General features: G+C 54.6%; 6 protein-coding genes. 1 reads left to right on the top strand and 5 read right to left on the bottom strand.

Translation table 11 applies throughout. The features are described from left to right. Window positions 1-67: 67 nt before the first annotated feature. From TURPA_RS14225 to TURPA_RS14245, 5 genes are all read right to left on the bottom strand, one after another. Window positions 68-3994, bottom strand: coding sequence for a phospholipase D-like domain-containing protein (locus TURPA_RS14225; protein WP_014804002.1), 3927 nt, complete (start codon window positions 3992-3994; stop codon window positions 68-70). A 45-nt stretch (window positions 3995-4039) separates the two neighbouring features. Then, entirely contained in the window at window positions 4040-6373 is a 2334-nt protein-coding gene (locus TURPA_RS14230; protein ID WP_014804003.1) for an alpha-hydroxy-acid oxidizing protein, read from the bottom strand. 66 nt (window positions 6374-6439) lie between these two features. Then, window positions 6440-7165 (bottom strand): lipoate--protein ligase family protein, encoded by a 726-nt coding sequence (locus TURPA_RS22070; protein ID WP_014804004.1) that lies wholly within the window; start codon window positions 7163-7165, stop codon window positions 6440-6442. Next, complete coding sequence (locus TURPA_RS14240; RefSeq protein ID WP_014804005.1) at window positions 7162-8025, bottom strand: ion transporter; 864 nt, start codon at window positions 8023-8025, stop codon at window positions 7162-7164. Before TURPA_RS14240 ends, TURPA_RS22070 begins: the two co-directional genes overlap by 4 nt. Before the next feature lie 2 nt (window positions 8026-8027). Next, on the bottom strand, window positions 8028-10373 hold the full coding sequence (locus TURPA_RS14245; protein WP_014804006.1) for a glucosidase family protein: 2346 nt from the start codon (window positions 10371-10373) through the stop codon (window positions 8028-8030). A gap of 293 nt (window positions 10374-10666) precedes the next feature. Between TURPA_RS14245 and TURPA_RS14255 the strand changes: the two genes are divergently transcribed. After that, window positions 10667-14221: a vitamin B12-dependent ribonucleotide reductase gene (locus TURPA_RS14255; protein ID WP_014804007.1), complete on the top strand. Its 3555-nt coding sequence runs from the start codon at window positions 10667-10669 to the stop codon at window positions 14219-14221. The last annotated feature ends 45 nt before the right edge of the window (window positions 14222-14266 follow it).

A 14266-nucleotide genomic window follows, 5' to 3' on the forward strand; every position in this document is an offset into this window, starting at 1 on the left:
ACTTAACCATATGAAAATGGCTCGCGAGGCCTCGCCTGTGCCAATTTAAGAGTAAACAAGTGTTTATTTACCAGGCGGTGTTTGCCGCCGCAGGCGAAAGCGCGGCGGGGGCCGCTGCCGTGCTCGCCGTGTAGTTTTTCCATGCGGATTTACCCGCGTTACGAATCGTCCCGAGATCTGCGGCTGCGCGGCTGACGCCCCCCCCAGAGTTCGTGCACAGGTACGCGGTATTTTCTGCCGTTGTGCTGTCGGCGGCAACACATGCCCCCGCGAGCTGTATCGTTCGGTCGTTTAATCCGAATATCGGCCTCTCGCTGATCGGCCAGAAAGACTGCAGGTTATAATAGAAATGCGACAGCGGCCCCTGCACCATGCCTTTGGTGAGCGTGCCATCGCGATTGGTGTAGACCAGAGTGTCTTGTATGCCCTTGTAAGCAAGATTGCATTCAGCGCGCGTCGTGTCGACAGTGTCATTTTCCCCTGTTGCGCAATACGTCAAAATGAACGTGCCATCGGTTGCATCAAAACCCGTCGTGTCGCGCAGCTGAATCGCGAGCGGGTAGGCGAGCGTGCCGCTGGTGCGATCGCCCTGCACGAACGAACCCTGCGCAATACCGATCGCCACGATTGAACCCGTCGTTGCATAGATATCGCCGAGTTCGTATACGAGTCTCAGATCTTCGTCGTTATAGTAATACAGTTTTAATCCGCGCAGCGAGCCGTTACTTGTGGCCTTGACCTCAACCCAATCTTTGTCGCCAAACGGCGCAGCAGTCTGCGTGCCGGTGACGCGCACTTCGTTAATTATCGCCGTCGCTAATGAGGATGTATAGCCGTTCAGGTGCAGTTCGCCCGATGTTGTGACACCTGTCACGTCGTTGCTACCCAAGCCGTCGCTGGTGGTGCGGTTCGTAAAACTAGTGCCGCCATTGGTTGAAACCGCAAGGCCAGCGGCAGTGGCTGCTAAAATTGTATCGCCGACAGAAGAGACGCTTCGAACATTATTACTCGCTAATCCATTTGCAGTTGACCGATTTGTGAAAGTGGTTCCCCCATCGGTTGATATTGAAATGCCACCTGTGGTTGCAGCCAAGACAAGATTTCCAGAGACATGCACGTTCTGAACATCGTTGCTACCCAATCCGCTTGCGGTTGTGCGGTTTGAAAAGCTAGTGCCACCATCTATCGAAACGCCGAGGCCAGCAGCAGTGGCCGCAAAAAACCGATTGCCGGAAAAGGCGATGCTTCGCACATCATTGCTGCCAAGACCGTTTGCAGTAGTTTGATTAATAAACGATGAACCGTAGTTTGTGGAGATTCCAAGACCATTGGCGGTAGCGACAAAGACCTGACTGCCGTATGTGCGCACTGCGCGAATATCGTTTGAACCAAAACCAGACGTGGTTGTGCTCAATGCATAGGTTGCGCCCGCGTTAGAAGAAATGCTCAGGCCGGCATCGGTCGCAACATAATAATAATTACCCCATGCATCGGCCATGCGAACATTATTACTGCTCAACCGACCAGCACCGGCAGTCAGGTTGCTGAAGGTTAAAGTTCCGTTGACGGAGATGCCAAGTCCGCTGGCAGTCGCAGCAAAGACTGTGCTGTTTAAATCTGTGTCTGTTGCGCCCACGCGGTTTATTGAAACAATTGTATTGGCGCCAAGACCATTTGCTGTGGTTCGGTTTGTGAACGACGTGCCACCATCCAAGGACGTAGAAACGCCGCCCGCTGTCGCGACGGCCATGATTAGTCCCACGCGTCTGCCGGCAGAATCGAGGCAGGTTGCATTTGCCCCGATGCTGTAGCGGCAAGTGGGGGAGACCATTGCCGCACTTGCCAAGGTTAAAATGACTTCTGAACTATTAGCTCCGGCTGAATGGCTCGAAATACCTGGTGTTGGGCACAGGCTGCTGGGGTCTTCAGTTTCTCGAATGGTTATTGCCCCCGTGCTGAGACAATTATTGGGGCCAGCAGCGCCCGAAACATTTCCGTCAAACGTCACGCGAATCTGGCTCGTTGAAATGGCCTGCACCTTCTTGATCTGTGGGTTCGCTTCGGCCGTATAGATGTAACCGGCAGACGAAAATGTCTGAGCAGATTTCGAAAGGCAGCCGTCGGGTGGCGCGCTCGCGCTGTAATCTTGTCTGCTCGAGCAGGTATATGGCTGCGCAGCGGGGTGTGTGAACCATGCCGATTGCAGCCGCCCAGACTGCTGTGTGGTGAAACGCTGCGTGCCGCTGTTATATCCCCGCCTCTCCATTGAATAGGTTGAGAAGGTGCCACCTGTCGGGTAATCGACAATTGCCCCCGCTGGCGCCTTTTCGCCGTCGCCGGCCTCGTCTATGAGGTTCATCGCCTTGTCGTAGAGCCTGATCTTGAAACTCGCGTCCGAAATCTTGAAGTTCTTTGTGCCCGAAAATTTAAAGTGTTCGGTTGAAAGCGAACCGCCGGTGGAGCTGTTGATTTCTGCGCCTTGGTCATTATAGGTAATTACTTCATCAGCGCCAGTCTCTGCAAAGGCAGAAGGTTTCTTATTGTAAAAGAGGCGAACCTGACCCGCACAGATGATGTTCGGCAACGCGGTCGTATAACCCGCAACCCCACACGACTCCAAATTTTCATAGTACCAGTTATGGCTGTCGGGCACCGGGTATAGGTTACGTTTGTCGTTCGTACCCCACTGTATCGCCCAATGCGAGAGGTCGATCGGGTTGTTGGTGTTGTTGAAGATTTCTATGAAGTCGTCGCCGCGGTCGACCGAACTGCCGTCTGAAGAACCTGCCCAGCCAACCTCTGAAATAATGACATCACCTGCTGCCGCAGTATGACCCCGCAGGCGAACCCGAAGCGCCATGTCGTTCGCGATACCCCATGCGCCCTTAAACTGTTCGTAGATGGTATTCACGACGCGCGCCTGGTTTACGATGATAACATTTTCGTCGTTGTTGTTGATTGCATTATTCGACCAGTTGAAAGATCCGGTTGCCATGCGCGCATTGGGTGTACCGGCATCGACGAGCACCGTTTTGCAGTGCATCTTGCCGCCGTGGGCAGGGTTGTTCTTGATCGAGGTGTTCTCGTTGCCGTCCCATCTTATGAAAGGGCCGGTTGCCTGCAGGGTACCGCTGTTGTTAAAGCCTGCCGAATATATTTTCGGCGCTTCTTCTGAAACGCCCGAGACGAATGTCGAATCGTGAATGCCGTAAACGGGAATTCCCCTCTGCCGCGCCATCTTGATCATCGCGGCATTCAGTTCGTCGTGCGTGTGCGCAAAGATCATGTAGTGAATGCTGGTTGTCGCCGATTCGACCAGCGCAATTATCCGGTCCATCGCTTCGTCACCCTGATAGGGTGAAAAATAGACTTCGAGCGGCGAGTTATTCAGAATAATCGTTGTGGATGCGGCGCGCTGCCGCTTTTGTGAGGCGAAAAGCCCGTTGTGCATCTGCAAGAATTCATCTTTATAAAGTTTTACCAGGGCATCGTTCTGAATTATATACCAGTTGTTATTGTTGCGCACCATGTCTGTCTCAGAAATATTGCCGGTACCCATGAAGACATATTTGTCGTCGACCACGGCGAATTTATTGTGCTGAATGCCGTTTGCATTACCTAGCGTCATGTTGATGTTGCTGTGGTACATCGTCTGGTAGCCACTCGTGTAGAACTCGTCGATGTCGCCCACAACTCGCACGTCGATGTTGCGCTGAAACGCGCGCAAGACGGCCTGAACCACCGACGTTTTGTTGAAGTTGTAAACCGAGAAGTACATATAGCGCTCGGCGCCGTCGATCAGCCGCACGAGCTCGTCATCGACCTTGCGGTCGATCATGGTGTCCTGGTCTTTGCCAGGTTCAGAATAAAAGACTGAAAAGCGTTCACGGCCGTCGCCGAGGCCCGGGTCGCCAAAACCGAAATTCGCGGAGCAATAGTTCAGCGTGAACAGGGGTAGAAGCACCCAGATCGCATGTGAGGTAAAACGCCGCACGCCACGTTAATCTCAGGCGCATACAGGCGGGCGTCAAATAGTATTTCAAACTAACCTGGTAACATGATTCGGGCGTATTTCTTCGAGCCGTGAAATACCCAGAACGCGCATCGTCTGCCTCAGCTCTGCGATATAGTGGTTCATGAGGCTCTGCACTCCGACGCGCCCTAGACCTACCGCCATGATTGCGATGGGCCTGCCGATGAGCACCGCGTCAGCACCGAGCGCGAGCATACGAAATATATCGGCGCCTGAACGAATGCCGCCATCGGCGAATACCTGCATCTGGCCTGCATGTTGTTTCACCCATGCGCTGATAGCTGGCAGCACGCGTGCCGTACCGGGCATGCCGTCAAGCACGCGTCCGCCATGGTTGCTCACGACAATCGCGGCAGCACCGGCTGCGGCGGCCGCTTCGGCGTCTGCAATCGACATGACACCCTTGATAACTGCCGGCAGTTTCGTCGCCCGCACAAGTTCTTTAAGTTCAGCCGGTGTCTTGCGCGACGTTGCGGCATTCTTGAGCACCATGGTCTTGAATGAAACGCCGTCGATGTCGATTCCCCACGCAACCGCGCCGGCGCGTTCGGCTTCGGCGATGCGACGCAGCAGTTCTTGTTGATCGGTGCGCGGCTTAAAAACCGGAAACCCGCGTCCGATAAGTTCGATCGCGTGCAGACCGACACGGTATTTGTCGGCAGAGGCGCCGTCGCCAAAGGTGGGCATGAGGCCGAGCGACGCCATCGCGCTGCCCGTTTCGATCGCGTAGTCGAACTCAGTAATCGAGCCGCCCATATTCGTGACGCTGCCGGTGATCGGTGCCGACAAAATGGGTGCCGCGAGAGTGAGCGCGTCACGCCCGAAAAGTTTCAGCGTCGTATCGACCTCTGCGACATTCGAACTTGAGGATAAATAACCTGGTACAATTTTGTACTCAGCGAGTGCCTGCACGTTATCCCGAAACGTGTTCATTTCGCCGCGCGCGCCCATGCCGGGCACGCCCGAAGCGCAATAGCCGCCATCGCAGACTTTGCAGACCCAACAGAAGCTGTTGTTAAAATTCTCGCGTGCAATCTTGGCCATCGCGCGCGCGTTGTAATCGGGCGTTTTGCTCGCGAATGCGAGTTTCGGTTTGATTTCAGCAAACAACGCTTCGGCTGCGGCGAGCGTTTGCGAGCGTATCACCGTATGGTAAACCTTGCCGATATTGTTCTGCAAATTCTGCACGCTATCGCCGCTGCGGTAATTGCCGTGAACCAGAATTAATCCGCGCTCTTTGTATTCTGCCTGCAGCGCATCGAGTTCGGCACGTGATTTGATGCCAGCCAGCTCACCGGGTTCGGCGTAGAGCGAGCGTTCAATCGCAATTGCCTGCGTTGCAGTGTCTTCGCCCGCAGGCGCCATGATGCTACGGTCAAACATCATAAGCCTTATGAACAGCTGCATCAGGTTCTTGCCGTGCGCTGCGGGGTAGGTGTGCGTGCTCATGAAACCACCCGACAGTCTGCCGGCGATTTCTCCGATTACAATTTCGCCGGACGCCGTGAGCCGCAGGTCGCCCTTCAGGGCGCCGTGGTATGCTTTTCCCGACAGTGCCGAGAGAGAGTCTGCGTAGCGCTGCAGTGTTTCACGAATGGTATCGAAATTCTGGGGCTTTATATCTGCAGGCAAAGTGTGGCCATTCTCGATAAAGAAGTGCGCGTCTTTGATCTCTATCAGGCGATCGGCTACGCCCGTCAGCATCACACGACCTTCGAAGCAGAGCGCATCGACTGAAATTTCGCGCGCGGGTACAAAATGCTCGACGATGACCTGTGCATTCTGCGCATTGGGCCCGGCGGCGGCCGCTGAAAACTCGAATGCGTAGGCCAGGTCGTCGGCGTTCTTTATGAGCATCACGCCGCGCGCACCCATATTCTGCACGGGCTTGATCACAAACCCATCGGCGCAGTGATTCGCCCGCATAAAGGCGGCGAGTTCGTCTTTCGATTCAGAAAAGGTATAGGGCGGGTGCAGATGTCCATGTGCCTTGCAGAAATCGCGCATCTTACCCTTGTGTGTCAGAACTTCACCTTGCTTTGTCGTCAGCCCGGGAAGTTGCAGCGCGTCGTTGACGCAGCCGACGATGTGGGAAAAATCGGTTGCGACGGTTGTTACGAACGCCAGCTGCCCGGCGAATGGTTTGAGCGCTGCGATGACCGCATCGGCATCGGCGATCTGCACGTGCAGAAATTCAGAGGCCGTTTCGCGACCCACCGCAGCATGGTTCTGGTCGAGCGCCAGAACCCTGAAGCCCAGCTCGCGCGCGGCCTGCATGAACGGAATCTGCAAAAGCCCGGCACCGAGCAGGACGATAGTGTTTTTTTCGTTGCCCGCCATTTAGACCCATGCGCGCGTCGAATTATTCCGCAGTTGCGCGCACCCCCGGCTAGAGATCATGGTGCCTTAACTGTGTTTGTATTCGGGCTGAAAAGGGGCATTCAGTACCGAATAGCCGGGCAGATTTTTTGCCTCAGTCGCGACCAGCGAAGCGCCGAAATGGCGTGCGAGCCCCAGGCGCAGGTTGTGCATCAGCTTGGCCCGGCTATAGCAGGGCAGCACATTGGTCATAAATTCACGATGCGGGCGGCCCGCCCGGTACGCAGGTTGTTTGGGTGGCATTTTCAGATACCATGGAATTTGCCGCAATGCCTGTTTGGCATAGACGAGTGTGCCGTGCAGCATTAGCCAGCCGCGTTTGCGGCATTGCGCATTACCCGAGAACTTGCGCACATCGCCCCGAACACCGTAACCCAGATCAGAGTAGCCGCGGACGGCGACGTTTTTGCCGATTGCTGCCGCGATGGCGGTGAGCAGTTGGTCGTAAGACAGCGAGACGTTGAAGAGTTCGGGGTAGTCGTCGAGCGACAAAAAGAGCGCATAGTTAAGGTTGCCCGCAGTGTGCAAGACAGTGCCACCACCTGAGATGCGGCGGTAGACATTGGGTACCCGCTTGTGCAGGCAAACCTCTTCATCGAGGGTCAGGGATTTGCCGAGCACGATTGCCTCTCTGTTCTCATAAAAAACCAGATAGGCGGTGCTGGCCGGTTTCACAGCCGCAAAAAAACTTTCTTCAAACGCGAGGTTAACCGCACAGCACTGCGACGGCAAAAAGGCAGTGATCAGCTTCACAGGTCTTTTGAAGTTGCCTCGCTATTTTGCATCGCAGCAGATGAGGATTCAGAAATCTTCTGTACCCGTTCGCCGCAGCGGTGGCAAAAGCGCGAATCGGCGTAATGGTTCTGTTCGCCGCAACGGTTGCATACGATCTGGTTGCGCGTTTTGGCTTCAAGCATCAGTTTTGTCATCGAGGCACCCAGAACACCCGTCGGTAGCGCAATAATGCCGATGCCAAATATCATCAGAATGCCTGCAATAATTTTGCCCGTTACGGTGGCGGGCACGATATCGCCATAACCCACAGTGGTCAGCGTCACAATCGACCACCACAGGGCGTCGGACATTTGCCCGAAACGTTCTGGTTCGAGGGTATGCATGAGCGATGCCGACAATACCAGAATCACGAAGATCACAAAGACGAAGGCAGCAAGCACAGACCGGTTCATTTTGAAAACTTCAACCAGGCGGTGCAGCGCTTCTGAATAGCGGGCCAGCTTTACAATACGAAAAATTCTGAACAGACGCAGAATTCTGAGAACTGCGGTATCGCCTGAACCTGTCAGAAAATAGGGCAGAATTGCTAATGCGTCGATAATCGAGAAAGGTTTGAAGATAAAGCGAATGACGTTGCCGTCAAACGCAATGAGCCTCAGCAGATATTCGGCGACAAAAGCAACCATCGCGACGTTTTCGACAAGACGAAAGATGTGACCAAAACGGGCCGAAAGGTCTTTGTCGGTATCGAGAAGCCAAGAAAGAATTGATGCCAGAATCAGCAGCATCATAGTCACGTTGAAGATGCGCGCTACGGGCTTTGTGGTGTCTTCACACAGCCACCAGGCTGCGTTGCGTATGCGCTTCAGAATTTTCATTGCTATGCAGTGGTCGGCAAAACAATACGAACTCTGGCTGAATGTTTGTGGTTGTCGATCAGAAAATAGTCGCGTTCGGCAGAGACCGAGCGGCCAATAATTTCATGCGACACCCGCGGCAGGGGTGAGCTATTGTCTGCTCCCATGACCAAAGTGCCTGCAGGCACAGAAACAATCTGCTTGGCTGAATTTGAAATTCCGCCGATTTCGAGCAGACCCTCTTGCAGCGAGGCCGAGGCTACCGACCATGGCGTGTAGATATTGGTCGCAGAGATCTTTTGCTTCAGCCATTTTTCCCTGAAACCGCTGAGCCACACAATCGCCTCGCTGCCATCGGCCAGCACGACCTCGCGTGCAATCAGGTTACGAATCAGAATCAGCGATTCTGCTGAGGCCCACCCGTGAAAGCCGTCGCCCATGCAGCCGCCGCCGGTGCGCACGTGAATCGCCTCGGGAAACGTATATGCTTTTTGCGCGCGGTCTTTGATGCTGCGCACGATCTGCCTCGCCTGCCGCGTGCGGCCGAGGTAAAGGTAACTCTCGGCCATCTGCAATGTCAGGTAGGGGTTCAGCCCTGAATGGATGTTATCCTGAAAAAAGCAGCCTTTGAAAAAATAGTTATCGCGTATCAGGTCGAGCGTGCGCAGCATGCGGCTGTCACAGAACTCCGCAACCTGCAACGGGTAGGCAGCGGCGATAGAGCCAATCATGCCGGCGTCTTTGCCGCGGCCGAGGGCCGCCGGCAGATACGAATATTCGGCGAGGTAGCGGTTGAGCGAGCCGGCGAGGCGGTCGTGCTGCTTCAGCGCCCGCTCTTCAAGACCGATCGGCTTCAGAAAAGGCGCGATCTTTTTCAGGCCGCCGAGCGCCCAGAAGTTGTCCCACAGATACCAGTCGGCGGGGCCAAGGTGCTCGGCGCTGAAGCCCGGCGGCAGCACCCCGCCGTATTGACCTGCAGATTTCTCAATCCAGCTGATCATCTTTTCAATCTGGCCTTTCATGCGCAGAATGATACTCGAATCATGCGTATAGCGCACGTACTGTGCGAGAATCCACAATGCCTGGCCGTTGGCATCCCATTCGCCGGTCTGTGATTCGAAAAGACCCGATGAGCGCACCATGCCGGTGAAGCGTTCGATAATCGGCTTCACTGCTTTCTTGGCGCCCATGAGCAATAGGGCATACATCATGATCACCGCGTCGCGAATCCAGAAGTGGTGGTAGGTGTAGCTGCCGGGTTTGATCGAGTCGAAATCCCACAGCGCGATCAGATGGTTCTTGGCATGGGCGAGCCATTCGCTGTATTCACCGGGAAGTTCGGCGCTCAGCGAGTTCTCGAAATATTCACTGATAATGTGTTTCGCGCTTTTGCCTTTCAGCGGCGCGGGCAAAGCATCGTGCTGGTGATCGGCAATTTCGGCTTCGCAGTTGTCGGCGCGTGCGAAGTAAAATGCTGCAGTTGTGAGCCCGATCGCGTCTTTCGCAGAGTGCCGCTCATGGCTGTGCTGTTTGCCGTTGCGCAACCTGCGCACGAGTGGACCGATGCGGCGCAGGGCGTCGCCGTTTTTCCAGTCTGAGACGAGACTGAAGTCGGGTGATTTGTCAAACGTCAGGTCGGCGCCGCCGCTCAGATGCTTTTTTTTCTCTGCGAATGCAAGGCGATAGAGCAGAGCGGGGCCCTCGAAGTTAAAAGGTCTGATGGCGATGAGCACCGGCTTGTTGCCCGACGCTCTGACGCGGACGCCGTGCTCGGTTGCGATATATTCAACCGCGATGCCGCGCCAGGTACAGTGTACTCGCTCAGGCCCTTTGAGCACGAGCTTCACCTCGGCCGAGCGGTTTTGCGGACGAATAACGCGGCCACCTTCAACCGTGGCAAATTCAACGGTATACGAGCCGGGAAAAACCATCAGCGCGCCCGCCATGTCAACCGACGCTTCGATCGACCGGCCCGGAAAACCAATGCCGACCCAGTTGCGCTGCGTCTGGTTCATCGAGAGAATGTTGTGCGAGCGCGGCAGAAACGATTCAGATTCGGGGTTGTATTGTTCGACTGCCCAAAGCGGCGGCAAAAACTTTCGGTTAAACTGAAAAAAGCTGTAGTTCCAGAAACCTGAGGCAAAAAGGCGCGAGTTCATCGGCAGCGTTTCAGCGGGCCATTCGGTCTTGGTCGGGTTGCCGAGTTTCATCGCTGAGCGAATCATGTCGGTCGCGTCGTGCGGTACGCCAAAGCGGCGCATCAAGAATCTGACGACCGATAGTTTGAAGCGTGACCAGCGTGAGTCGTGCGGCAGCAGGTAGTCGGTCTGGCGGCGCAGCGGTGCGCGCGGGGGTTTGAGTGGTTTCATTTCGTCTCTAAAAGGCAGCAATGAGCACCGCGAAAAACGGCGACCAGAGCCTTGAGCGTCGGCATATAGCTCTCAATCAGCCGTTCAATCATAAATTAAGGAGGAAAGTTAGCTAATAAACCATCAATCGCCTTTTGTGCATCGCGCCATATGTGGATTTGTGCGAAATACTTTGCCGCTTTTTCTCTCCTTTTTCTGATCAGGATTGACGTAATGTGACATAACATTATTTGTGGCCCTGAGATAAAGCGGCGGGCGATGCCCGCCTTTATTATCTTGGGGGAGAACCACTTATGAAAATCGCGCGCCACTTTACACAAAAGGGAAAAGACATTTATTCAGATATTATTTTTGAGAAACGTACATCGAAAATCACGAATACCGACGGCTCGGTTGCTTTCGAAGCCAATGAGGTGGAGGTTCCGTCGTCATGGTCCAATGTCGCGACCGACATTATGGCGCAGAAATATTTTCGCAAAGCAGGGGTGCCGCGCGCGCTGAAACCCGTTGCTGAAGAAAATATTCCCGATTGGCTGCGCCGCCAAGAGGCTGACGAAGAGCAGCTCGCCAAGTTCCCCAAAGAAGAGCGCTACACGCGTGAAATGTCGGCGAAGCAGGTGATGCACCGCCTTGCCGGCACCTGGACTTACTGGGGCTATAAGCACAACTATTTCACCACTGAAGAAGACGCGCGTGCATTCTATGACGAGCTCTGCTATATGCTGATGAACCAGATGGCGGCGCCGAATTCGCCGCAATGGTTTAACACCGGCCTGCACTGGGCATACGGCGTTGATGGCCCTTCTCAGGGGCACTTCTACATCGACCCGGTCACGGGTAAACTCGTGAAATCAAAATCATCGTACGAACACCCGCAGCCGCATGCGTGCTTTATTCAGGCAGTCGACGACGATCTCGTCAACGCCGGCGGCATCATGGATCTGTGGGTGCGTGAAGCGCGCCTCTTTAAATATGGTTCAGGCACCGGGTCTAACTTTTCGGCGCTGCGCGGTGAGAACGAGCGCCTTTCGGGCGGCGGCAAGAGTTCGGGACTCATGAGCTTTCTCAAAATCGGCGACACAGCCGCCGGTGCGATCAAGTCGGGAGGCACCACGCGCCGCGCGGCGAAAATGGTCTGCCTTGACATCGATCACCCCGATGTCGAGCAGTTCATCGACTGGAAAGTCACAGAAGAAGCTAAAGTCGCGAGTCTGGTCGCAGGTTCGAAGGCAATCCGCAAGGTTATCAACGAGGTTTTTGGCGCGGTCAATGGCTGCGTGAAACAACCTTCGCTGCTTGACCCAAAGCAGAATAAAAATCTGGCGCTCGCGCTGAAAAAGGCACGCGCTGCAAACGTGCCCGACAGCTATGTGCAGCGTATTATTCACCTGGCGCGCCAGGGCTTTACCGAAATCGACTTTGAAGAGTACGATACCGACTGGACATCAAAGGCATACCTCACGGTTGCTGGCCAGAATTCGAATAACTCGCTTCGCCTTTCGAATGCATTTCTTAAGGCAGTAGAAGAAAATAAAGATTGGGAGCTCGTACGCCGTATCGATGGCAAGGTTCACAAGACGATGCCGGCGCGCGATCTGTTCGAGCGTCTCTCGTATGCTGCCTGGTCTTGCGCAGACCCGGGCCTGCAGTTCGATACGACAATCAACGAATGGCACACCTGCCCTGAAGACGGCCGCATCAATGCGTCAAACCCTTGCAGCGAGTACATGTTTCTCGACGACACGGCCTGCAATCTCGCATCACTGAACATGATGAAGTTCTACGATGCGGCGAAAAACCGCCTCGACGTAGAAGCGTATAAGCATGCAATCCGCATCTGGACGGTTGTACTCGAAATTTCAGTGCTCATGGCGCAGTTTCCGTCGCAGCGCATCGCCGAACTTTCTTATAAGTTTCGTACGCTGGGCCTCGGCTACGCCAACCTCGGCACCTGGCTCATGGTTTCGGGAATTCCGTACAACTCGGCGCAGGCAAACGCAATTACGGGCGCTGTCACGGCGATTCTGACCGGCGTCAGTTACAAGACTTCGGCCGAGCTCGCCTCAGAGCTCGGGCCGTTTCCGGGTTTTGAGAAAAACCGCGAGCACATGCTGCGCGTTATTCGTAACCACCGCCGCGCTGCGTACAACAGCCCCGACAGTGAGTACGAAGGTCTCAGCATTTTCCCGATGGGCATCAACGGCAAGTTCTGCCCCGATTACCTGATCAAAGACGCCAAAACCGCATGGGATGACGCGCTCACTCTCGGTGAAAAGCACGGCTACCGCAATGCACAGACGACAGTGATCGCGCCTACGGGTACGATCGGTCTTTTGATGGACTGCGACACAACCGGTATTGAACCCGATTTCGCGCTCGTGAAGTTTAAGAAGCTCGCGGGTGGCGGCTATTTCAAGATTATCAATAAGTCGGTTCCGCAGGCGCTCGAACACCTGGGCTACGGTAAAGACCAGATTACGAAAATCATCGAGTACGTCGTGGGCAGCGCGACCTTTGCCGGCGCGCCTCATGTGAACCGCGAGAATCTGAAGCTGCGCGGCTTCACCGACGAAGTGCTCGATACGGTTGAAGAGTCGCTGCCGACTGCCTTTGATATCAACTATGTATTCAACCGCTATGTGGTCGGCGAGTCGTTCTTGCTGAACCAGCTCAAAATTCCCAAAGAGGTTTTTGAGCGGCCAGATTTTAACCTGCTGCAACACCTCGGGTTCACGGCAGAACAGGTCATGCAGGCAAACGAAGCGATCTGCGGTACCATGATGATCGAAGGTGCTCCGTTCTTGAAAGACGAGCACCTGCCGGTATTTGACTGCGCCAACAAGTGCGGTCGTCGTGGTAAGCGGTTTATACCTTACCAGGCCCACCTCAACGTGATGGCGGCAGCGCAGCCTTTTATCAGCGGCGCAATTTCAAAAACGATCAACATGCCTTACGAAGCGACGGTAGAAGACGTCAAACAGGCTTACATGGCCTCGTGGAAGCTCATGATCAAGGCGAATGCGCTTTATCGTGACGGATCGAAACTTTCGCAGCCGCTTTCAAGCGTGAGCGAAAATATTTTTGAAAGCCTCGAAGAATCTGAAGTTGAAGAACTCGTTTCTGCACCGGCGGCGCTCAAGGCGCAGCAGGTTGCGGAGAAAATCGTCGAAAAAATTATCGTCCGTAAAATGGCTGAACGCCGCCGTCTGCCAGGCCGCCGTTCAGGCTATACGCAGAAAGCGGTGATCGGGGGCCACAAGGTTTACCTCAGAACCGGCGAATACGAAGACGGTTCACTTGGCGAAATTTTTCTCGACATGCACAAAGAAGGCGCAGCTTTCCGTTCACTCATGAACGGCTTTGCAATCGCCGTCTCTCTCGGCCTGCAATACGGTGTGCCGCTTGAAGAATTTGTCGAGGCGTTTGTCTTCACCAAGTTCGAACCAAACGGAGTGGTGCAGGGGCATGACCGCGTCAAGATGGCAACATCGGTCATGGACTTCATATTCCGTGAACTGGCGATTACGTACCTCGATCGCAACGATCTGGCGCATGTATCACCTGAGGCGCTTGTCGTAGACCAAACCACGACGAAAGATGAAGTTATCGATGAAGAAGAGCTGACTGATCTTGTTGAACCCATCGGCAATCCAGAGCCGGCGATTAGCGTGGGTAAAACCACAACGCGTTCAGGACTGCAGGTCAAGGTGAGTGCAAACCAGATTCAAGAAGCCCGCATAAAAGGTTATGAAGGTACTTCATGCCCTGAGTGCAGCTCGATGACTCTGGTACGCAACGGCTCGTGCCTGAAGTGCGAAACGTGCGGAGCGACAACAGGTTGTTCTTAAAAGGGGGATTCATAAGGGGATACGCAGTATCCCCTTAAGATAATA

It is taken from the genome of Turneriella parva DSM 21527, assembly GCF_000266885.1.
GTDB classification, from domain to species: Bacteria; Spirochaetota; Leptospiria; order Turneriellales; family Turneriellaceae; genus Turneriella; species Turneriella parva.

Bases quoted from the DNA above. Each gene is read 5' to 3' on its own strand.
- TURPA_RS14255 (WP_014804007.1), top strand. From the start codon at position 10,667: ATGAAAATCGCGCGCCACTTTACACAAAAGGGAAAAGACATTTATTCA.
- TURPA_RS14245 (WP_014804006.1), bottom strand. From the start codon at position 10,373: ATGAAACCACTCAAACCCCCGCGCGCACCGCTGCGCCGCCAGACCGAC.
- TURPA_RS14230 (WP_014804003.1), bottom strand. From the start codon at position 6,373: ATGGCGGGCAACGAAAAAAACACTATCGTCCTGCTCGGTGCCGGGCTT.
- TURPA_RS14240 (WP_014804005.1), bottom strand. From the start codon at position 8,025: ATGAAAATTCTGAAGCGCATACGCAACGCAGCCTGGTGGCTGTGTGAA.